The organism is Blautia sp. DFI.1.216 (assembly GCF_020594215.1).
Classification (GTDB): domain Bacteria; phylum Bacillota; class Clostridia; order Lachnospirales; family Lachnospiraceae; genus Blautia_A; species Blautia_A wexlerae.
Genome location: NZ_JAJDML010000003.1, coordinates 101,877 through 125,031 on the forward strand (window position 1 = coordinate 101,877; position 23,155 = coordinate 125,031).

At 43.8% G+C, this 23,155-nt stretch carries 19 protein-coding genes; 3 read left to right on the top strand and 16 right to left on the bottom strand.

Translation table 11 applies throughout. The annotated features are described in order from the left end of the window. Nucleotides 1-185: 185 nt before the first annotated feature. From LJE11_RS02155 to LJE11_RS02200, 11 genes are all read right to left on the bottom strand, one after another. Entirely contained in the window at nt 186-1,388 is a 1,203-nt protein-coding gene (locus LJE11_RS02155) for a PP2C family protein-serine/threonine phosphatase (protein ID WP_179985614.1), read from the bottom strand. After that, nucleotides 1,375-3,099 carry a [Fe-Fe] hydrogenase large subunit C-terminal domain-containing protein gene (locus LJE11_RS02160; protein WP_008706189.1) on the bottom strand — a complete coding sequence of 575 codons (1,725 nt, stop codon included), beginning with the start codon at nt 3,097-3,099 and terminating at the stop codon, nt 1,375-1,377. The genes LJE11_RS02155 and LJE11_RS02160 overlap by 14 nt, the downstream gene beginning before the upstream one ends. 210 nt (nt 3,100-3,309) lie before the next feature. After that, nucleotides 3,310-6,018 (bottom strand): formate dehydrogenase subunit alpha, encoded by a 2,709-nt coding sequence (gene fdhF / locus LJE11_RS02165; RefSeq protein WP_195982116.1) that lies wholly within the window; start codon nt 6,016-6,018, stop codon nt 3,310-3,312. 13 nt (nt 6,019-6,031) lie between these two features. Continuing rightward, the gene (locus LJE11_RS02170) at nt 6,032-7,909 is read right to left on the bottom strand and encodes an NADH-quinone oxidoreductase subunit NuoF (RefSeq protein WP_022380635.1); all 1,878 of its coding nucleotides are present in this window, start codon (nt 7,907-7,909) and stop codon (nt 6,032-6,034) included. Continuing rightward, nucleotides 7,906-8,388, bottom strand: a complete 483-nt coding sequence (locus LJE11_RS02175; RefSeq protein ID WP_008706192.1) for a complex I 24 kDa subunit family protein — start codon at nt 8,386-8,388, stop codon at nt 7,906-7,908. The genes LJE11_RS02170 and LJE11_RS02175 overlap by 4 nt, the downstream gene beginning before the upstream one ends. Nucleotides 8,389-8,594: 206 nt before the next feature. Next, nucleotides 8,595-8,708, bottom strand: coding sequence for a DUF6783 domain-containing protein (locus LJE11_RS20730; RefSeq protein ID WP_442860879.1), 114 nt, complete (start codon nt 8,706-8,708; stop codon nt 8,595-8,597). Nucleotides 8,709-8,751: 43 nt separating this feature from the next. Next, nucleotides 8,752-9,444: a response regulator transcription factor gene (locus tag LJE11_RS02180; protein ID WP_025578647.1), complete on the bottom strand. Its 693-nt coding sequence runs from the start codon at nt 9,442-9,444 to the stop codon at nt 8,752-8,754. 10 nt (nt 9,445-9,454) lie between these two features. Then, on the bottom strand, nt 9,455-10,327 hold the full coding sequence (locus LJE11_RS02185) for a helix-hairpin-helix domain-containing protein (RefSeq protein WP_227295439.1): 873 nt from the start codon (nt 10,325-10,327) through the stop codon (nt 9,455-9,457). Nucleotides 10,328-10,423: 96 nt separating this feature from the next. Continuing rightward, a complete protein-coding gene (locus LJE11_RS02190) occupies nt 10,424-10,858 on the bottom strand; it encodes a DMT family transporter (protein ID WP_055152683.1) in 435 nt (144 codons plus the stop codon). Between the two features lie 210 nt (nt 10,859-11,068). Further along, on the bottom strand, nt 11,069-13,150 hold the full coding sequence (locus LJE11_RS02195) for a hypothetical protein (protein WP_227295441.1): 2,082 nt from the start codon (nt 13,148-13,150) through the stop codon (nt 11,069-11,071). 26 nt (nt 13,151-13,176) lie between these two features. Then, nucleotides 13,177-13,551, bottom strand: coding sequence for a response regulator (locus LJE11_RS02200; RefSeq protein ID WP_008706201.1), 375 nt, complete (start codon nt 13,549-13,551; stop codon nt 13,177-13,179). Between the two features lie 385 nt (nt 13,552-13,936). On the opposite strand from LJE11_RS02200, the gene LJE11_RS02205 reads away from it, so the two are divergent. Beyond that, nucleotides 13,937-14,653: a LytR/AlgR family response regulator transcription factor gene (locus LJE11_RS02205; protein ID WP_195480756.1), complete on the top strand. Its 717-nt coding sequence runs from the start codon at nt 13,937-13,939 to the stop codon at nt 14,651-14,653. 1 nt (nt 14,654) lies between these two features. Beyond that, nucleotides 14,655-15,974 (top strand): ATP-binding protein, encoded by a 1,320-nt coding sequence (locus tag LJE11_RS02210; RefSeq protein WP_195480757.1) that lies wholly within the window; start codon nt 14,655-14,657, stop codon nt 15,972-15,974. Between the two features lie 65 nt (nt 15,975-16,039). Here LJE11_RS02210 and LJE11_RS02215 read toward each other — a convergent pair whose 3' ends face one another. The 4 genes from LJE11_RS02215 to argC form a co-directional block, all read right to left on the bottom strand. Continuing rightward, nucleotides 16,040-17,230: an aspartate aminotransferase family protein gene (locus LJE11_RS02215; protein ID WP_118566446.1), complete on the bottom strand. Its 1,191-nt coding sequence runs from the start codon at nt 17,228-17,230 to the stop codon at nt 16,040-16,042. Further along, nucleotides 17,217-18,113, bottom strand: coding sequence for an acetylglutamate kinase (gene argB, locus LJE11_RS02220; protein WP_020993510.1), 897 nt, complete (start codon nt 18,111-18,113; stop codon nt 17,217-17,219). Before argB ends, LJE11_RS02215 begins: the two co-directional genes overlap by 14 nt. 115 nt (nt 18,114-18,228) lie before the next feature. Continuing rightward, on the bottom strand, nt 18,229-19,452 hold the full coding sequence (argJ, locus tag LJE11_RS02225; protein ID WP_227295443.1) for a bifunctional glutamate N-acetyltransferase/amino-acid acetyltransferase ArgJ: 1,224 nt from the start codon (nt 19,450-19,452) through the stop codon (nt 18,229-18,231). Nucleotides 19,453-19,821: 369 nt separating this feature from the next. Further along, nucleotides 19,822-20,862: an N-acetyl-gamma-glutamyl-phosphate reductase gene (gene argC / locus LJE11_RS02230; RefSeq protein ID WP_227295445.1), complete on the bottom strand. Its 1,041-nt coding sequence runs from the start codon at nt 20,860-20,862 to the stop codon at nt 19,822-19,824. Between the two features lie 460 nt (nt 20,863-21,322). Between argC and LJE11_RS02235 the strand changes: the two genes are divergently transcribed. Continuing rightward, nucleotides 21,323-22,549: an argininosuccinate synthase gene (locus LJE11_RS02235; protein WP_008706208.1), complete on the top strand. Its 1,227-nt coding sequence runs from the start codon at nt 21,323-21,325 to the stop codon at nt 22,547-22,549. Nucleotides 22,550-22,695: 146 nt separating this feature from the next. Here LJE11_RS02235 and LJE11_RS02240 read toward each other — a convergent pair whose 3' ends face one another. Continuing rightward, entirely contained in the window at nt 22,696-23,070 is a 375-nt protein-coding gene (locus LJE11_RS02240) for a BlaI/MecI/CopY family transcriptional regulator (RefSeq protein ID WP_020993513.1), read from the bottom strand. Nucleotides 23,071-23,155: the final 85 nt, after the last annotated feature.

Sequence of the window (23,155 nt, forward strand, 5' to 3'; positions counted from 1 at the left end):
TTCACTCCGTTCACAGCAACACGCTTCGCGATGCACAGAATTTATGCTAATCGCATAAATTCGCGCGGTATGTCTCGGGTTTTCTGTGACCTTCGCTCACAAAAAACACCTCGCGGGATATTACCAGTGAACAGTAACCCTGATGTCTCTTTATAAAACCACGTACTGCTGTTTTTCCTGCTTTCTCAGATTGCCCAGAATGCAATATTCACATTCTTTCCTGCATTCTGCAGATGCTCCACAAGTTCTTCTGCTGCCTGCTCTTTCCTTTTCTCTGTGATTCCCAGTTCCACGTTACTCTTATTGATAGCACCGCCGAAGTAGAAATTAATATCCGTTGCCTGCTCAAACAGCATCACACCAAGCAATGCTGCCGCATCTTTTTTTCGTTTCACCCTGTTAAAGGACAGCCTGTCCTCCATCCATTCTTCACAATATTCAAGCAAATGCTCAATCGTAAGAAATCCCTCTGTCACCAGCTCTGTACCTTCCAGCTTATAATAGGCAGGAACGTCTCCGCAGGCAGTTTCACTAAGAGAGATCAGCTCTTTATCCAGATACCTGGCAGCACACTGTGCAGTAGTTCCGCCGCAGATTACATGATATCCCTCTGAATCGAAAAAGGACTTCAGATATCGCTCATCATGCTCCTCCTTACTTGGCGGGCCAATCATAAGGTTTACCACCTGTTTATGCCGCATCCGCAGGACAATGGCTGTAATATCATCATCCGTTTCATTCAGATTCAGATCCAGGCTGGCCTCTGCCAGATAGCCTGCCATCTCCTGTGCGCTCATCCCTTTATGGTACTTTGCCCTGCAGAAAGCCATTACATCATCTCTTCCCCAGCCGCCGTTGGTAGTTTTTCCCATTCCTGCATTGGTGACACCGTCGGACATAACGATCAGCATATCCTCATCTTTCAGTTCAAAACAGCTTTTATGGATTTCCTTCTCTTCGATCATACTTGTCTCCACCGGATAATCAAAGAGTCTGCCATCCCGGATCAGAATTGCATCCGGATTATCAAACTGATAAAGACTTACCTGTTTCCCCTGAAAATTCAACACTGTAAAAGTGGCATATGCCAGATTTCTCACACTGCACACAGGAAGCGTTTTCGCCACTGCACGCACTGCCTCATCCAGTTCCACCTGATTAATGATCATGGTACTGAGCATGGTTGCAGTCAGCGTGGAAAGGATATTCGCCTTTACTCCGCTCCCAAGTCCGTCAGAAAGCACCAGAACATGGTCTTCATCATTTTCTTCAATCTTATAGCAGTCCCCACAGAGAAATTCTTTCTTTTTATTCAGGCTCACATGACCAAAATCCATGCATAAGCCGTCAAATTCCACATTCAGTCCATGATGCTTATTTCTTTTCATTCTCTTCTTCACTCTCCAGAAGTATGGTATTTTTCAGTTTTTCTACTGCCACTTTGGTGTCTGCAGCAGTTTCTCCAAGAAGTCCGGCGATCTGCTGCACGATCTTCAGCTGTTCTTCTACCAGCTTATCTGCCATACGCGCAGCTTCAATCTGGGCATTATGAATCTGATCTTTATGCTTCCGCTCCTTTGTAATATCCTTCATAATGCAGAGAATCATTTTATTTTCTTTATCATTCGTCATTACGCGATCCAGATAACATTTCTGATCCTCCAGATAAATCTCATCCTGCATCAGATTCCGTTCAAAAGCCAGTATACTCGCCAGACTGTAATCATCCATGATCTCCGATACCGGTTTCCCGATCAGGCGCCGCTTTTTCGGCATATTGAACAATTTGGACGCCGCCTCATTCATCTGAATGATCTTCAGATTATAATCCACAGTTACCAGAAGTCCGGGCATGGCATTAAAGACTTTATTGGAGTAACTTTCCTGTTTTGCCCGCATATATGGAATGCACATGGCAACCTCAGCTTTATTCTGGATAATGGCAATTGCCTTTTCCCTGCATGTGTTGTACCCGCAGGCACCGCAGTTTAATTCATCCTTTGGAGAAAATTTTCCCATTTCCGCCAGAGCATCCCTGATTTCTTCCTCTGAGACCTCTTCCTGTTCCTGTGCAGAACAGTAACCGAAATTCTTTCTCAGCTCAAATCCCGGAAGTTCATAGTCTCCCTGCTCTCTGTGAAAATCTTTTCCAAAGGCTGCATTCTTCACTGCCAGAACATCTGCCAGATAATGTCCCTTCTTCATCTGGAAAGAAGGACCTGCCACACAGCCGCCGCTGCATGCATACATCTCAAGAAAGCAATTTTCAAAATCCTCCGGATGAAGTTCTTCCAGAACCTCCCTGCACTGCTCCATCCCACTTACAGAAAGCCTGCGGATTCCCTTTACAGCCCCAAGCAGGTCTGTTAAACCGTCCGCAATGGCGATTTCTCTGGAACGGTAGGCAATCTGCTCAGGTTCTTTCTCAGTTATGGAAATCCCTTCTTTTTTCATCCATTGCACCAGCTCTTCCAATGTAATCACATAATCCACTTCATTTCCTGAGTCTCTCAACTCTGACATAGCTGAAATACAGGGACTTACATAGACAATCTCTGCCTTCGGATATTTTTTTTTCAGATAACTGGCATGAAACTGCATCATAGAGGCAGACTGTACCAGATTTCCCAGAAGATGCGGATAGTGTTTCTTGACAAGCTGTACGATTACAGGGCAAGCAGAAGAGATCATTATTCCCGGCTCTTTCTGTTCCGCAAAAAGTGCTCTGTACTGCGAAATCATCAGGCTTGCACCTTCTGCTGCATCCGCTGCATCTGCAAATCCCAGCTTCTTCATCGCTTCCCTTATTCCATTGATACCGGTTACCCCAAAACGTGCCAGATATGCCGGATGAAGAGAGGCTATAACCTGCGTCTTATTCTCCATTGCATTACAGATTGCAGGAATCATATTCTGCTCTTCCTTGGCATCCTGCGGGCAGACAAGGATACACTTCTCACAGTAAATACACTGACTTTCTATGATCCTTGCCTGATGATCATGAACACGTATCGCCTTGACCGGGCAGTTCCGGACACATTTGTAACAATTTTTACAACTGACTTTTTTAAACTGAAGGATTGACTGAAATCTCTGCATGCCTCGTACTCCTTATTATGTAACACTATATTTTTCACAAAAAATTATCTGTAACCGTTCCGTACTTTCACAGAATGATGTACTGCCGAATGATTATTTTTGCCTTTCCATAAAGGAATATGGAGCTGCCGCAAGGACAGCAGATCCATGTGCGACAGCCCCATATAATATTTACGATATCAGATCCGGAACTTTGTCTCCGATATTGTTTTATGCTTTCTCAATCTTAATTGCGCATACCTTATATTCAGGAATTCTTGCGTATTTGTCAAGTGCGGCGTTGGTCAGCCAGTTTGCATTTCCATCCGGGAAGTGGAATGGCATCCAGCTCTCACCCGGTGAGGTCTTTGTACCTACACGAGCGGTAGATTCAATGGATCCTCGTCTGGAAGAAACTCTGACTTTATCACCGTTTTTGATACCCAGCTTATCGGCATCTACGATGTTCATTTCGATAAATGACTTACCTTCGATCTCCATAAGCTCAGGTGTCTTTCCTGTCATGGCTCTTGTTGTGTAATGATACAGAATACGTCCTGTCATGAGGATGATTGGATATTCCTCATCCGGAAGCTCTGCTGACGGTACATATTTTGCAGGATAGAACCAGCCAAGACCGCGGGAGAATTTACCAACATGCATGATCGGTGTTCCCGGATGATCCTTGGAGGTACATGGCCACTGAAGTCCCTGTCCATGAACTTCTTCACTGTCAAGACGTTCATGGCTGATACCTGCGAAGCTCGGTGTCAGGGATGCGATCTCATCCATGATCTGAGCAGAAGTCAGATGTGGCTGCGGATATCCCATGCGGTTCATCAGATCAATAATAATATCTGTATCCAGTCTCATCTCTCCAGGTACTGTGACAGCCTTGCGGACTCTCTGTACGCGGCGCTCTGTATTGGTAAATGTACCCTCTTTCTCTGCATAGCTTACACCAGGAAGGATAACATCTGCATACTGAGCTGTCTCTGTCATGAAAAGTTCCTGAAGTACAAAGAAATCAAGACTCTTTAATGCTTTGATAATGTGTGTGGTATCCGGATCAGTAACTACCGGGTCCTCACCATAGATATACAGACCTTTGATCTCGCCTGTGATTGCTTTCGGGAATACATCAGTTGCATGAGTTCCTATATTCGGATCAAGTTTTACACCCCATGCTTTCTCAAATTTCTCACGAACTGCAGGATCAGTAACCTTCTGATATCCTGGATATACATTCGGCTGAGCGCCCATATCGCAGGCACCCTGTACGTTATTCTGTCCACGAAGCGGGTTAACACCACAGCCTTCACGTCCAAGCTTACCAACCATCATTGCCATATTGGACATGGACATAACGCCCTCTGTACCTGTGGAATGTTCGGTTACACCAAGACAGTAGATGATTGGAGCGCGGTCAGCTTTTGCATACATGATCGCTGCTTTTCTCAGATCGTCTGCGTCAATGTGGCAGATTTCAGCTACCTTCTCAGGTGTGTAATCTTTTACGATTTCCTTTAATTCTTCAAAACCTTCGGTACGCTCTGCAATGAACTTGTCATCCTGAAGACCTTCAGAAAGGATCACATTCATGATGCCGTTTGCAAAAGCAACATTTGTACCAGGTTTCAGTTTCAGATGGATATCTGCTTTCTTAGCCAGACCGATATCACGAGGATCAACTACGATCAGCTTGCAGCCTCTCTTGATGGCCTGACGGATCTGCATGCCGACTACAGGATGTGCTTCCTCAGGGTTGGAACCAACCAGCATGATCAGATCTGCATTCTTTGTGATATCCTCAATTGGGTTTGTCATGGCACCTGAGCCAAGAGTCATCGCAAGACCTGCTACAGATGCGGAATGACATACACGTGCACAGTTATCTGTATTGTTGGTGCCGAAGCAGCAGCGAACCATCTTCTGTACCATGTAAATATCTTCATTGGGTGATCTGGAACATGCAAAGCCTGCAAGAGAATCAGAGCCGTACTGTTTCTTGATCTCCATAAATTTGGAAGCAACAAGATCCAGCGCCTCATCCCATGTTGCACGTTCGAATTCACCTGTCTCTTTATTCTTGATCAGCGGATATTTAATACGCTCCGGTGACTGTACGAAATCGAAACATCCGCTGCGTCCCTTAACACAGAGCAGCCCTTTGTTGGACGGTCCGTTTACAGCTTCTGTATCTACGATCTTTCCGTCTTTTACAAGGAGATAATACTGGCAGCCTGTTGCACAGTGAGGACAGGTAGTCAGAACCTTCTTGTCAATCTGGTACGGACGGTATTTCTTTCTGCGCTTCATGGTCAGTGCACCTGTCGGACAGGCCTGTACACAGTTACCGCAGGATTCACAGATACCTTCGTTCCATTTATGTTTGTAATGTGCACCGATCACTGACTGGAAACCACGATTCATAGTGTCGATGGCACCTCTTCCCACAATCTCCTTACATGTATTCACGCAGCGATGGCAGAGAATACACAGGCTTGGATCATAGGTAAAGAATTTATTGGTATCATCTATCGGCATATCCTTCATTTCACCGGGATAGCTTGTCTCAGTCACACCATATTCAAAACAGTAGTCCTGTAATTTACAGTCACCGTTTGCCTCACAGGAGAAGCAGTGTACACGATGATCGGAAAGAAGGAGGTCAAGGGTATCTTTACGATATGCAACTACCTTCTCTGACATTGTCTGTACTTCATCACCCTCTGAGCAGCGAAGTGTACATGCCGTATCAAATTTGGTTCTTCCATTGTTTGTTACTTCTACCACGCACAAACGACAGGAACCATCCGGCAATACATCTTCCAGATAGCAGAGTGTAGGAATCTCCACTCCGATCTGTCTGGCAGCCTGCAGAATGGTCGTACCTTTTTCCACTTCTGCAGGAATTCCATCTATTGTCAAATGAATCATCTTTTCACCCTCCTTAATTCACAGAAATTGCGCCGAATACACAATTTTCCAGACATGTTCCGCACTTAATACACTTGGAGGTATCAATGCTGTGAGGCTCTTTCTTATTGCCTGTGATCGCACCAACCGGACAGTTTCTCGCACACTTGGTACATCCTTTACATTTCTCAGGATCGATCACATAAGAACGCATTGCCTTACATACATGAGCCGCGCACTTTTTATCAACAATATGCTCTACATATTCATCTCTGAAGTTTCTTAATGTGGAAAGTACAGGAAGCGGTGCACTCTTTCCAAGTCCGCAGAGTGAACGGTCCTTGATGAAGTTTCCAAGATGCTCCAGTTTATCCAGATCCTCTACTTCACCCTTTCCGTCTACGATCCTCTCAAGGATTTCAAGCATACGCTTGGTGCCGATACGGCAGGGACCACATTTACCGCAGGATTCTCTCTGGGTGAAGCCCATAAAGAAACGTGCAACCTCTACCATACAGGTATGTTCATCCATAACTACCAGACCACCGGAACCAACGATCGCACCATATTTCTTAACAGAGTCGAAATCAAGAGGTACATCCAGATGTTCTTCTGTCAGACATCCACCGGATGGTCCACCAATCTGAACAGCCTTAAACGCAGCACCGGATTTCAGTCCTCCGCCGATATCAAAAATGATTTCTCTTAAGGTTGTTCCCATCGGGACCTCGATCAGACCTGTATTCTCAATAGAACCTGTCAGTGAGAAGGTTTTTGTTCCAGGTGATCCCTCTGTACCGATACTTCTGTACCAGTCAGCTCCTTTGAGAATGATCTCCGGAATATTTGCATAAGTTTCTACGTTATTCAGAACAGTAGGTTTCGCCCATAATCCCTGTTCAACTGTACGGGGCGGTTTTACACGAGGCATGCCTCTGCTTCCTTCGATAGATGCAGTCAGGGCAGAACCCTCGCCACATACGAAAGCTCCTGCACCACGATTGATATGCATATGGAAGGAAAATCCTGTTCCAAGGATGTCATCGCCTAACAGTCCCACTTCTTCCAGAACTGCGATAGCGTGTTTCAGTCGCGCTACAGACTGAGGATACTCCGCACGTACATAAATATAACCATGCTGTGCTCTTACTGCGTAAGCTGCAAGCATCATACCCTCGATCAGACGGTAAGGATCACCTTCCATTACGGAACCATCCATAAATGCTCCCGGGTCACCCTCATCACCGTTACAAACCACATAATGAACAGGATCAGCCTGGCGTGCTACCTGAATCCATTTCTTACCTGCCGGGAAGCCGCCGCCACCACGTCCACGGATACCGGATTTATCAACCTGATCAATAACCAGATCCGGATCCATCTCAAACATTGCTTTCTCCAGAGCCTGGAAACCGCCGCTTGCTATGTACTCATTCAGAGATTCTGCATCAAACTTACCACAGTTCTTCAAAACAATACGGGTCTGTTTCGCGATAAACGGAATATCTTCCGGTCCGCGGCTTACTTTACCGCCTTTCTGATAAAGCAGTCTCTCGATAGTCTCATTACCCTGAACACTCTTCTCAAAAATCTCCTGGCAGTCTTCGATCTGAACCTTCGTATACTGGATCACATCGTCGCCTTTCTGGATACGAACAAGTGGTCCAAGCTCACAGACACCCTGACATCCTGTTTTCTTTACACCTACATGTGCATCTTTGTCATGAGGTCCAAACTCAATGGTAACTCCCGGAGCATCTTTGGCAATCTCCATGAATTTCTCATAGATTTTCTGAGAACCGGTTGCCACACATCCGGTACCTGAACAGACAAGAATACGACAGTCATAAGAATTAAGTTCTTTCACAGCTTCTTCTCTGATCTGCTCCAATACTTCCTTATTCTGGATCATCCCTGTTCGCCCCCTCTCAGTTTATCAATCAGCTCATCTGCCTTCTCCGGAGTCATTCTCGGATATACCTCTTCATTGACCATCATAGTCGGTGCAAGTCCGCAGGCACCAAGACAGGAAACTGTTTCCACAGTAAACATCATATCGTCTGTCGTCTTCTTTGTCTTTGACAGCCCCAGTTTCTTATAAAGTTCCTCCAGAACCGGTATTGATTTTCTTACATGACAGGCTGTTCCGTCACAGACCTTGATCACATATTTACCTTTCGCATCAAATGAGAAATTCTCATAGAATGTGGCAACACTGAACGCTTTCGCTTCTGTCACACCGATCTGCTCCGCAACATATGTAAGCAATTCTTCCGGGAGATATCTGTACACCCCCTGGATATCCTGCATGATCGGAATCAGTGATGCCGGCTTTTTACCATAGAAAGCAATGATCTCATCCGCTTTCTGATAAAATGACTGATCTAGCATTTCGCACCCTCCTTATACCTGTTTTTCTCTTTTTATTGCACTCTTTACATATTGTAACGTTAATTATATGCCTTTTTCGTCATTTTCACAAGCGCATTTATAGAAATTTTCTAATTTTTTATCATTTTCCTCTATAGATGTTTGTTTTGTTTGTCTGATTTTTATCAACTTTGTTCAATACTAAACCATCTCAGATGTAAACCAAACTAAACTGAATCAAACTGAACTTCCACTCTTTCTCTAGAGCGTGTCTGAAAAAGGCTTTCTGCAAGATGTGCATCACAATCAGTCCTAACAAAAAACAGACCGCATTTTATGATCTTTGTTTCATAAAATGCGGTCTGTCTGTTTCACACGTTCTTTTTATTGAGCCTGGAAATAATATCCGACACCCCATTTGGTGTGTACATATTTCGGTTCACTTGGATTGGTTTCAATCTTCTCACGGAGACGGCGGATATGTACATCCACAGTACGTACATCACCCGGATACTCATATCCCCATACAATGTTCAGCAGGTTCTCACGACTGTAAACCTTATTCGGATTAAATACCAGAAGCTCCAGTACATCAAATTCCTTTGCTGTCAGATTAATCTCTCTACCTGCAATAAATACACGTCTGCCTTCACAGTCCATACGAAGATCGCCCACCTGAATGCTCTTTGCCTTTTCTTTCTCCTCGTGGTCGCTTCCCGCACGGCGCATGATCGCTTTGATACGTGCCTTAACTTCCAGGATATTGAACGGTTTGGTGATATAATCATCCGCACCATATTCAAGACCAAGGATCTTATCCATATCCTCGCCCTTAGCTGTCAGCATCACGATCGGCACATTGGAAAATTCGCGGATCTGCTGGCATACTTCCAGCCCGTCCATCTTCGGCAGCATCAGATCCAGAAGGATAATATCATATTTTTTATCTTTTGCTTTCTCTACTGCCTCTTCTCCATCATAAGCGCAGTCTACCTCCATACCATCCTGTTCCAGACTAAAACGGATTCCTTTTACGATCAGTTTCTCATCATCTACTACCAAAACTTTCCTGCTCATTCGGTTCTCCTTATCCTACTACTATCTCATCTTTTATCTTTGCGAAAGTACCTTCTTTGATACCCTGTACATTCATAATATCCTCTATCGCAGCAAATGGCCCGTTCTCTTCTCTGTAGGCAATGATCGCCTGCGCACGTGTTGCACCGATCCCCGTCAGCGTAGTAAGCTGAGCTTCATCTGCTGTATTTATGTTGATCCTGTTATCCTGAGCGGTCATCCCCGTGTTCTGTCCTGTCCCGGCACTTCCATTCATCTGTCCATCTGATGCCCCGGACATCTCTGCAGGATCCCGCCCCTGCCGCTCCATCTCTTCCTGTGTGAGAATATAAAGCTGCTGTCCGTCTGTCAGAACTCCTGCACGGTTTACACAGGTTAGAGCTGCCTCGGGAAGATATCCTCCCGCCGCCTCAATCGCCTGAAACACCCGGCTCCCGGCTGCCAGCTGAAAAACTCCCGGATTCGCAACTGCTCCGCAGACATCAACATAGATCATCGCCTGCTGCATTTCCTTATCAGAAACTGCTTCTGACCCATTATCTATATCAGCATCTGAAATATGTTTCCCGGAATCACTTCCTGTCCCATTACCTGCATCTGAACCATCTGATTCTGCCTGTTTTTTCCGGAACTCTGCAGAATTGCCACCATCATTCTGTCGGTCCTCTGTATCAGCTTTCTTCTCATCTGTATCTTTCTTCGACTTCTGTCCTGATGTTTTCTCTTCCGATGACTCCGCATCCACCTCTGCCTTTGCTTCCTGCAATCCATCTATCAGAAACTGTGCCTCTCTGCTCTTACATCCTGTCAGTCCTGTAAGAAACAAAGTTCCACATAATATCAGTGTCACAGTATAACAACATCTGTTTTTTATTTTTATCATAAGGGTCCTCCTCTTATTTCTCAGAGTAAGAGTCCCCCTGTCCATAATGCCACCCTTATTGTAACGAAATCTTAATGATTTTACAATAGTAAACTCTTATTTTTGCCACTTAAATATAACAATTCCGGAAATCGCGATCAGCAATCCAAGGATTTTACGCCATTCAAATGGTTCTTTATCTACCCCAAACAATCCAAATAATTCAATTACATAAGCAACTGCCAGCTGCGAAATAACGATCAGCATTGCTGCCCTGGCAGGTCCAAGGGCTCCCATACTCTGGATTACTGTAATGGTAATAAACGCTCCGATCACTCCGCCAAGAAGTGTATATTTATTGTCCACCTGCCAGAGTGCAGCCACACTTTCCCGTCCTGTAAAAAGCCAGGCAAGAACGCAGACTGCAAAAGCCGACAGCTGTACCCATCCGGTTGATACCCAGAGGCTGGTCTGCTTTGTCACCTCCGTATTAAAAACACCCTGAATGCTCATCAGTGCCCCTGAAATCAATGCCACTATAAATCCCCACATAAATCTGCCCTCCTGGATAATATGATCATTCTGCTTACTCCGGTAATCATTTCTGTACCGAAAAGAGGTACTGCCGTTTAGCAGCACCTCTTGTTTTCTTTAGTATTAGTCTATTCTGTTTTGCAGATATCATTCATAAACCGGGCAAATAAATGTTTCGTTTCCTCACATATATACTTCCTGCAACAAATCCTATTTCACAATTTACAGTCAGGCACCCAGAACAGCAGATATCTTAATCTCTTTTTCCGTTTCACTGAGATCAAAATCACCGCCATCTTCCACAATCATATGTACCTCATACAGTACGTCTTCGGATAATGTATCCGGTGTTTCACCATCTTCTGTCTGAATATGCCATTTCTCTGCCGGAACTTCTTTCAAGGTACCATCTGTACCATATGCATACAGCTTCAGAGAACCTGTTTCCCCGGAGATTCCTTTCATACGTATTGCAACGGTCGTATTCGGATGTACGTTCTCAATTGTGATCGTATTCAGCCATCCTTCCACATCTCCCTGGCCGCCGTCTGCCGCAAATTTCTCCTGGCTTAACACATTGCGTATTGCCTGATCCAGATCAACCTTACGATAAGGCATTTCCGGCAGATAAACGAATCTGTCCTGCAGCCTCAGCAGTTCCAGATAGCCGGTCGGACAATAGAGTGAATTTCCGCTGTTTCCCGCATACATACCGATAGCCATGTTGTTGTATCCCGGTTTGTCAGAAATATCCATGGTAAATGCAGTCTCGCCTGTCTCAAAATCAAGCATGATATACTGCCACATACCAGTTTCCATATTCTGAACATATCCGTAAATATATCCTGTTGCAGTGGACAGCTTCATCATGGAAGTGTCAGACAGATCACTTCTGCACCAGATACTCTTCATCTCATATCCGTCCTCCGTCTTAACTGTATCCACACGTTCTATACCCGGTGCGATCATTTTATTACCCTGTCTCAGCCAGCCCACATCATAAATATTCTCATAGCTTTGTATTGAGGAATCATTATCTGCTTCTCCCAGCTTCGCACTTCCTGCACCAAACCAGTTACATACGATCGTGCTTACTGTTCCCTCTCCATCATCATATACAATTGCAGAATTTTCCACAGACACCTGTGTACCTTCCGGAAGCTCATCTATAACAGGCATGCTCGCAACCTGTTCTCCTGTTTTCATATCCACCGCAATAAGATTTACCGGATCCTGATTATCTGTAAACATAACCAGATCGTTGGTCAAAGACGGGGAACATCCACCTCCCCATGCAAGACCGCCACCTGTCGTCTCATCACCTTCTTTGCTTTCCTTGGCACCCACACTTTTATAGGAAGTTTCCCAGACTTTTTTCACACCATTATCCGCCTGGAGCAGATAACACTTCAGATTTGTCAGAATGACCGCACCCTCCTTAGATGCCGCAATACCATTCTCTGCACCCTCTCCCGGTTCCAGTTCATATACAAACACTGCATCTGACAGATCTACATCTTCTCCATTCAAGATCTTATCGATAGCTGTACGGGAAACATATCCAAAGGTTCCCTGCTGTTTTCTGTCAGGATAAATGCGGAAGCCTCCTGTTGCAAACCAGAGATTTCCCTCATAATCAAAAACTACAGATAACAGATTCTGATCCAGTGTTTTTCCAAGTGCAGCCTCTGCTGCCGCTTTAATATCAATATCCAGCACTTTCTCAAATTCCGGAAGTACATTTCCCTCCTCATCTGTAGCCTTAAGCATAAGTACCCGATTATCGTTCGTCGGACACACAATGCGATTGCTCTCATCTACAAAAGAATATGAACTCTGTATCAGATAGCTTCCATTGTCATGCTGTTTTGGTGAAAAATAGCCCAAGGTCTGTGCCTCATCTGCATTAATATCACGGATTGCCAGTCCACCAAGCAACGGAACTACTGCATGTCCGTAAGAATCAAAAAAGACTGCCGGGGAAGCATTAGGATTAACTTTTTCATAAGAAACATTGATCTCAGAATAAATATCAACAGGCAATACCTCATCTGTTGAATCTGTATTATAGCAGTCATGATGAATATTGGAATCACTTGCTGCCATATAAGGATTCACATCCATAACCTTCGGTGTAAGTGTCTTTATAGGCAATTCTGATGTCTGACCTGCATTTTCCTCTGTCTGTGTTTCTTCTACCTGTGTTTCTTCTACCTGTGTTTCCTCTGCACGTACCATATTTATTGACGGTTCAGATGTTGTAGCTGCTATAAAAGCGATCATTGCAAGAATTAAAGCTCTTTTCTTCATAATTGTTTTCCTCCTGAGTGTTTTTGTCATATTACATTTCTGCGTTCAAACCAGATGGAGAGTCCTTCTTTTATTTTCTGCTCTTCCACAGGTTTCATAAAAAAATATTCTATCCGCATCCTGAACGCATGAAGCGAAAAATCAAGATCACTGCACCAGATGATCCCACATTTCGGATACAGGGAACGGAGATGTTCTGCCGCATTCAGCCCAGACACACCTGGCAATGCAAGAAACACCACTGCCGGTACTGTTTTTCGTATCCGCCCAAAAAACTGTTCCTGATTCTGATAGATTTCAATCAATGGAAAAACTTTCTTTTCTGTACAGTAATTCCTGATATATTCCGCACAGTTCTGTCCTTCCTGTTCCTGATCAGTTAATATGGCAATACAATACACGACATCCCTCCTCTTCCATTTGATGTACTCCCATTTGTTATCCTCATTATAAAAAAGTCAAAAATTTTTTCAATAATTCTGTCACGAAACGACAGAAAATGACACGAATTGCAAATCCATGGTATTGTTTTGTGATATACTTATAGCAGAATTTTATGATATCAGGGTCAAAAGTTCAAAAAGTCGTTCGTGCTTGCACGATAAGACTTTTGAACTTGGGACCCGCCAAACATGAGAAAGCAGCGATTTACGTAGTAAATCAGCGGATTTCGAATGTTTGAGAATTGCGGGAGCTGCTTTGCAGCGAAGCAATTCGTAGATATCAAGTTAGGGGCAAAATGCCTTTTGACCCTAACATCATTTTATAAATAAAGGAAGATTTACTATGAGAATTGCAATTGTTGATGATATTTCAGAAGAACGGACACTGCTTCGCAACAGACTGGAATCTCAATTTTCCAGGCGCAATGTCCACGTAGATATATTTGAATATGAAAATGGAGAAACTTTCCTCACTGCAGCGAAGGAATGTCCTTTCACGGTAGTGTTTCTGGATATTTATATGAATGGTTCTAACGGGATTGATACAGCAAAAGAACTTCGCAGATCAGATACTGACTGTCTGCTAATCTTTACAACAACTTCTACCGACCATGCATTAGAGGGATTCCAGGTCCGGGCTCTGCACTATCTTGTAAAGCCCTACAGTGAAAATGATATTTCCGCACTGGCCGATGAAATCCTTTCCCGCATCCCGGATTCCGGGAAATACATAGATGTAAAGGTAAACGGCAGTAATATTCAGATTCCCTTCCGGAAAATAATCTACGCAGAGCATTTTTCCCATATGATCCACATCCACACTGCCGGTGAAAGGGAACTGGCCACCCGCCAGTCCTTTGATTCCTTCATAACCTCCCTGAAAATGGACTCACGTTTCTATCGATGCAACCGGGGCGTTGTGATCAATCTGGAGCATGCCGTTGATTTTGACGGATCAGGCTTTCGCCTTGATAACGGAAGCAATGTTCCTGTCAGCCGGAAGCTGCTGAAAAACGCCAGACAGACATTTATGGAATTTCTGTTCCAAAGGAGGTCCTGAAATGACTGACATACTTCGCCCTGTACTTGAACTTTCCGTAATCATTCCCGGTATACTGCTGGCATATCTGCCTGTAAAGAACTATCTGAGGCAGACACCGCTTAAGCTGACAGCATGGCTTCTTCCCCTTCTTCTGGGAATCTGTATTTTGGGAGGGGCAGTTTGCTGTGCCCTGCAAATTCCGACCAGATGGTTCCTGTTTCCTCTGCTGCCTGTCATTATGCTCATTTACCATAAAACATTAAAAATCTCTGTCTGGAAATCCGTCAGTATTTTTCTGGCAGTCTTCGCAGTTTTTACATGTGTCAAAAGTCTGTCCCGGGCAGTCAATGCCCTTATGACTGCTGACCTACATATTACAGAAAACGAACTGTGGTTGCACACTGGTGCAGGAATTTTCTATAATGTCATCTGCCTGCTGTTTGTTCTGGCAGCCTGGTATCCTGCCTGCCACTGTGTACAGACAATGGTCACAGACGAGAACTTTGCCCAGACCTGGTATGTATTCTGGATTCTTCCGGTAATCTTCATCGGAGTGAATCTTTTTATGATTCCTAAATACCGCGGTACTTTATATACCGGGCGAGTCCTGCAGTGTTATATTGTTTTCAGTCTTGTACTGCTCATAATCCTGCTTCTGTTTTATGTTATGTTTCTTATGATGGCAGTCAGCCTGAACAGAAATGCCAGACTTCAGCAGGAGAACCATTTTCTTTCCCTTCAACAGGAAAGATACGAGAATCTCTGCATGGCCATTGAAGAAGCAAGGCAGGCACGTCACGATATCCGCCATCATTTTGTCCGTCTGTCCACTCTGGCAGAACAGGGTGACATAGAAAAAATTAAAGAATATCTCTCTGCTGCAACCGGCAAAATCTCTGACTATAACCTGCATTTCTGTGAAAATCAGGCTGTTGACAGTGTTTTCGGATATTATTCCACCATTGCAGAAAGAGAAAACATTCCTTTTCATGCACTGGTTTCCCTGCCTGCTGATCTTTCCATAGATGAGATTAATCTGTGCCTTGTGTTTTCCAATCTGCTGGAAAATGCCATCCAGGCAAGTGTAAAAACAGCGCCCGCCCGCAGAAAGATTAACGTGGAAGTTTATCCCCACCATAATCATCTCCTTCTGATCCATGTGGAAAATACCTTCGATGGCAAAATACAGCAAAAAAACAATATTTTCCAATCCTCCAAACACTCCGGAAATGGAATAGGAATCGAATCTGTCCGCCACATTACCGACAAAAACGGCGGTGCCTGTGACTTTACCTATAAAGATGGTATTTTCTCTGCAAAAATAATGCTCCGGATATAATCAGTTATTGATTATACCCGGAGCATTTTGCAAAAATATTCAAATATCTCTTGAAGTATCTAAAATTATTCCATACACTCATCCAGAATTGCAGCCATCTTGTCAATGTGTTCTTTTGTGATCACAAGCGGAGGTACGATTCTCAGTACATCACTGCCTGCAGAAATCACCAGCAGTCCTTTTGCAAGAGCAGCTTTTACAACTTCTCCAACCGGGCGGCCCTGGATCACGATTCCCTGCATGAAGCCCATGCCTCGTCTTGTTGCAGCGCATTCATGTTTTGCAACAATTTCATCCAGTTTCTGTTCCAGATATGGAGTCATTTCCTGTACATGTTCAATGATCTTATCATTCTCATAAATGTCAAATACTTTGCTGACTGCAGCACATACAAACGGGTTTCCACCGTAAGTTGTACCATGATCACCTGGCTCCAGAGAAGCTTTGGCAGCTTTTTCGCTCAGTACAAACGCACCTACCGGCACACCACATCCAAGAGCCTTGGCACTTGTCATAATATCCGGCTGTACACCGTATGCCTGCCATGCAAAATAATGTCCGGTTCTTCCCATACCGCACTGGATCTCATCGAAGATCAGCATAATATCTTTCTCATCACAGATCTGACGCAGACCTTCCAGAAATTCCTTCTTCGCCGGATAGATACCACCCTCACCCTGAACAACCTCAGTGATAATTGCGCAGGTCTTATCTGTGATCTGAGCCTTTACGCTCTCAAGGTCATTAAAATCCGCAAACTTCACACCACCCATCAGAGGCTCAAAGGGCTCTCTGTAATGAGCAGTTCCTGTCACGGAAAGTGCTCCGATACTTCTTCCATGAAAGGAATGGTTCATGGCAATGATCTCATGATCTGCATGTCCGTCACGTACATATGCATATTTCTTAGCTGCTTTTAAAGCACCTTCGATTGCTTCTGTACCACTGTTGGTAAAGAATGCCTTGCTCATTTTACTTGCCTTTACCAGCTTCGCACCTGCTTCGATGATCGGCTCATTGTAATATAAGTTGGAAATATGCATCAGCTTATCAATCTGATCTTTTAATGCTTCATCATATCCCGGATAATGATATCCCAGAGAATTTACAGCAATACCTGCTGCAAAATCCAGATATTCCTTTCCCTCGGAATCATATAAATAACATCCCTGTCCCTTTTCAAAAACAACAGGAAAACGATTATAGGTGTGAAGGATACTCTCTTCGGATTCCTTCATCTGTTCATTCATGTTCATTGTAATATTTCTCCCCGTCTTCTCTCAGAATCGCAGTACCAATACCTTTGTTTGTAAAGATCTCCAGCAGTAAGCTGTGAGGAATTCTTCCGTCAAGGATATGGACTCTGTTAACGCCTTCTTCAATGGCATCAATACAGTTTTTCAGCTTCGGAATCATACCTCCGCCTACATAACCGTCATCGATCAGTTTCTGTGCTTCATCTACATGAAGTTCAGAGATCAGGCTGGACGGATCATCCTTGTCTTTATAAACGCCTTCAATATCAGAAAGGAATGCAAGCTTCTCAGCATGAACAGCCTCTGCAATGGCACATGCCGCATCATCCGCATTAATATTATAAGTAGCGAACTCATCGTCATAACCTACCGGGAAAATGATCGGCAGGAAATCTTTCTCCAGAAGATCTTCCAGAATCTTCGGCTCAACCTTTGTAACTTCGCCAACAAATCCGATGTCTCCGCCCTCTGTCTGTTTCTTGCGGCATTTCAGCAGACCACCGTCTTTACCGCTGATACCAACAGCATTTACACCAAGAGATTCCACCATGGCAACCAGTTCCTTGTTCACCTTCGCAAGAACCATCTCTGCGATCTCCATAGTATCTTTATCTGTTACACGAAGACCATTAATAAATTTCGGCTCCATACCTACCTTGCCAACCCAGCGGCTGATTTCCTTACCACCGCCATGAACGATGATCGGTTTGAAACCAACCAGTTTCAGAAGAACAACGTCCTTGATCACATTCTTCTTCAGTTCATCATCCAGCATGGCACTTCCGCCGTACTTTACAACTACAATCTTACGATTAAATCTCTGAATATAAGGAAGCGCCTCGATCAGCACCTCCGCTTTATCTAAATATTTCTGATTAACCATTATTCTCTCCTTTTTCCAGTCAATGTCTGTTCTCCATTCCTGCTTATTGCTTTTCGCAATTAAATCAGGAGACTTACCTGATTCGGTTAAAATCACCCTTATTCACAGAATTTTGTTATGAACGGTAATCTGCATTGATTTTTATATAATCATAAGTCAGGTCACAGCCCCATGCAGTTGCTGTGGCATCACCCATCTTCACATCAGCGATTGCTGTGACAGCTTCCTCAGAAAGAATCTTCGTCGCCTCTTCTTCACTGTAATCCACAGCCACACCATTCTCAATAATCTGGATCTTACCAGCCTTACTCTCAAAGAACAGATCCACCTTCTCAGGATCAAACTTCGCACCGGAATATCCCATAGCACACAGGATTCTTCCCCAGTTCGCATCATGACCGTAGATAGCCGCCTTTGTCAGAGAAGAAGTAACAACAGACTTACTCAGTGTAACCGCCTGCTCCTTAGATTCTGCACCAATGATCTTCACTTCAAACAGCGCAGTCGCGCCCTCACCATCACCAGCAATCTTTTTCGCCAGAGTAGTATTGATATAATTCAGCGCAGCCTTGAAGGTTTCGTAATCCTCACCCTTCTCTGTGATCTCCGGATTCTCAGCCAGACCATTAGCCAGAAGAAGAACTGTATCATTAGTAGAAGTATCTCCATCAACAGAAACCATATTGTAAGTATCCTTAACATCCTCACTTAGCGCTTCCTGCAGCATCTTCTTGGAAATCTTCGCATCAGTAGTAACAAACCCAAGCATTGTACACATATTCGGATGGATCATACCGGAACCCTTACACATACCACCAACAGTAACCGTCTTACCGCCAATCTCAATCTGAACAGCAACCTCTTTCTTCTTGGTATCAGTAGTCATGATTGCCTTCGCCGCCTCAGTACCAGCCTCCAGAGAACCATCCAGCTTCGGCGCCATCATCTTCACACCATTCTTAATACGGTCAATGGGAACCTGCATACCAATCACACCTGTAGAAGCAACCAGCACACTGTCAGCAGCCACCCCAAGAATCTCAGCAGCCACATCTGCAGTCTCCTTACAATAACCATAACCTTCTGCACCAGTACATGCATTGGCAATACCACTGTTACAGATCACCACCTGTGCAGACGGATGATTATAAACAATATCCTGATCCCATTTAACAGGCGCAGCCTTCACCACATTGGTAGTAAAAGTCCCCGCAGCCACACATGGCACCTCACTGTAAACCATAGCCATATCCGTTCTGCCCTTATACTTAATTTCAGCCGCAACAGCCGCTGCCTTAAATCCCTTAGCCGCCGTAACGCCGCCATCTATAATCTTCATAAAACCTCAATCCTTTCTATATAATAAGACAAACTATCTTGTTTCCCGTCCACATCCTCTACGCTCAGCGACTGCCGCAACTTCCCTGCGCAGTCACGTCCGTCAGACATCCACATCTCTTCCGTCCTGAAAAGTCAGCTCCGGAAATTATTTGGTTTTGAACGCATTTGCAGGGGCTGTAGTAACTCTTAGTGCTCGGGAATTTGCGTTATGAGGCGGCTGCATCACTGTCTGAGCGAAGTTTGCAACGGAGCGAGTTTGACAAGCCGCCTCATGCCTTTAGCAAATTCACGAGCACTTAGAGTTAGTAAGCCCCGAAACCGCGTTCAAAACCAAATAATTTCCGGAGCGTCCCTTTCCATTAATCTATCACGGACACATCGGCACCTGCAGCAGTCCCTCAGCCTCCTTAAATCCAAACATCAGGTTCATATTCTGCACAGCCTGTCCTGCAGCACCTTTAACCAGATTATCCATAGCCCCCATCATAATAACTCTGTGAGTTCTCGGATCAATCTTAAAGTTCACATCCACATAATTACTTCCTTCCACGCACTTCGTCTGCGGACACACATCCTTGTCAAGTACGCGGACAAAAGTTTCATTCTCATAATACCTATCATAAACTGCCTTCACCTCTTCATAAGAAACATCCTTAGTCAGAGAAGCATAAGCAGTCACAAGAATACCACGATTCATAGGAATCAGATGAGGTGTAAAATTAATCAGCACCTCTTTGCCGCACGCATAACCAAGCTGATCCTCAATCTCAGGTGTATGTCTGTGAGTAGCAACACCATAAGCCTTGATATTCTCATTCACTTCGCAGAAAAGATTAGCAACCTTCGCTCCACGTCCAGCTCCTGAAGTACCGGACTTCGCATCAATAATAATGGTAGACGGATCGATCAGTCCCTCTTTAATCAGCGGATAAATAGAAAGTGTAGAACATGTCGGATAACATCCCGGATTCGCGATCAATCTGGCTTTCTTTATATCCTCACGGTTAATCTCACACAAACCATAAACCGCCTCATCAATAAACTGCGGAGCTTTATGCTCGATACCATACCATTTCTCATATTTCTTCACATCTTTAATACGGAAATCCGCACTCAGGTCAATAACTTTCGCCTTGGAAAGAATTCCTTCATTAATTAAAGAAGCACAGAGTCCCTGAGGAGTAGCTGTAAAGATCACATCCACTTCATCAGCTAATGCTTCCATATTATCATCCATACATTTCGCATCTACCAATTTAAAAAAGTTCTGATAAACATCTGCATATTTCTGGTCAATGTAACTTCTTGAACCATACCACGCAACTTCCACATCTTTATGTCCCAGAAGCAGTCTCACGATCTCGTTACCTGCATATCCTGTGGCACCGATAATTCCTGCTTTAATCATAATAATTTCCTCCATCTTCGCCTCATCCGGCGATCTTCATTTCATAGTAAAACTTTACTCTATCAGAGTGCTGGACTAATTATACATCTTACCTGCATAATATGCAATAGTCATTTTTCAATGTTTTTACATGGATTTTATTTCAGTTCACGGATTTCCCCCTGTCTTTTCCTATATTATGTTGCATATTTATGCAAAAACAGATAAAACTTTTTTGCATTTTTCTATTGCATATTTATAAAAAAAGGTGTATATTATCACTTGTTAAGCGGAATCACACGAAATCATCTTGTTCCGCATTGAATATTTATTCAAAAATTTCAATCAGAAATTACCGCATTTATTCAAAAATAATGCGCTGAACTCCCGACCTATTCATTTACTTTCGGCAAACGGATATCTCAGGAAATTTTTACAAATCAGGAAAATAATAAAATCCAATTTCAGGAGGAATACAATCATGAAAGAAAAAGTCGTTTTAGCATACTCAGGCGGTCTTGATACCACAGCCTTAATCCCATGGTTAAAAGAAACATTTGATTACGATGTTGTCTGCTGCTGCGTAAACTGCGGTCAGGGAAACGAACTGGACGGACTGGATGAAAGAGCAAAGCTTTCCGGTGCTTCCAAATTATATATCGAAGATATCGTAGATGAATTCTGTGATGACTTCATCGTTCCATGTGTACAGGCAGGTGCTGTATACGAACACAAATATCTCCTTGGTACATCCATGGCCCGTCCGGCAATCGCTAAGAAATTAGTTGAGATCGCACGTAAAGAAGGCGCAGTTGCTATCTGCCACGGTGCTACAGGTAAAGGTAATGACCAGATCCGTTTCGAACTTGGCATCAAAGCTCTTGCTCCTGACATCAAAATCATCGCTCCATGGCGTATGACAGACAAATGGACCATGCAGTCACGTGAAGATGAGATCGCATTCTGTAAAGCTCACGGAATCGACCTTCCATTCGATGCAAGCCACAGCTACAGCCGTGACAGAAACTTATGGCATATCAGCCATGAAGGTCTGGAACTGGAAGATCCTTCACAGGCTCCAAATTATGACAATATGCTTGTTTTAGGTGTTACACCTGAGAAAGCCCCTGATAAAGAAACAGAAGTTACCATGACATTCGAGCAGGGTGTTCCGAAAACATTAAACGGCAAAGAAATGAAAGTTTCCGAGATCATCACAGAGCTCAACAAATTAGGCGGCGAGAACGGTATCGGTATCGTTGATATCGTTGAAAACCGTGTTGTTGGTATGAAATCCCGTGGCGTATATGAGACTCCTGGCGGAACTATCCTGATGGCAGCTCACGAACAGCTCGAAGAACTTACACTTGACCGTGAGACAATGGAAACCAAGAAGAAACTTGGCAGCCAGTTCGCTCAGGTTGTTTACGAAGGAAAATGGTATACACCACTTCGCGAGGCAATCCAGGCATTCGTTGAATCCACACAGAAATATGTAACAGGTGAAGTGAAATTCAAGCTGTACAAAGGCAATATCATCAAAGCCGGTACAACTTCTCCATACAGCCTGTATAATGAATCTCTTGCATCTTTCACAACAGGTGACCTCTATGACCACCACGATGCAGATGGATTCATCACACTGTTCGGACTTCCACTGAAAGTTCGCGCTATGATGTTAAAAGAAGTTGAGCAGAACAAGAAATAATTAATTGATAACAGATTCAGCCAGATGGACACTTTATTCATCTGGCTGTTTTTATTACCTGATACAGTATTGCAATTCTGTAAAAAAATGGCACAAAAAAGACACAGCCAGATGGCCATGTCCGTTTTTATCTGCTATGTTTATGATTATCTGCTTTCCAGTTCCGCACGTTTCTTATCGATAAGCTCCTGAAGTTTTTCCAACTCTTCCACTGTAATCCCATCAGATTCCAGAAGCGCATTCATCATTTCCACCGGATTAATCTTTCTGCTTTTGGCATTTCCCTTTAAATAATCCTCTCTTGAAAGAAGAGGGGTATAATTTCTTGCATACACCTTGCCGTTCATTGAAGTTCCCGCAACCTGGATCAGGTTCTCTTTCAAAAGAAGCTCCAGGCATCTTCTTACTGTCGGCATTTTCAGTTCCGGTGCAATGTCATTGATCTCAAAAGCAGACAATGGTCTTCCCTCTTCCCAAAGCACATTCATAATATCATAACGTTTACCTTTTAAGATGTCCATCTTAAGATCTCCTTCCATTTTTAACCAGATATCACTATAATACAGAAATATCGAATTAATTACAATTACAGAGACCTTACACTGA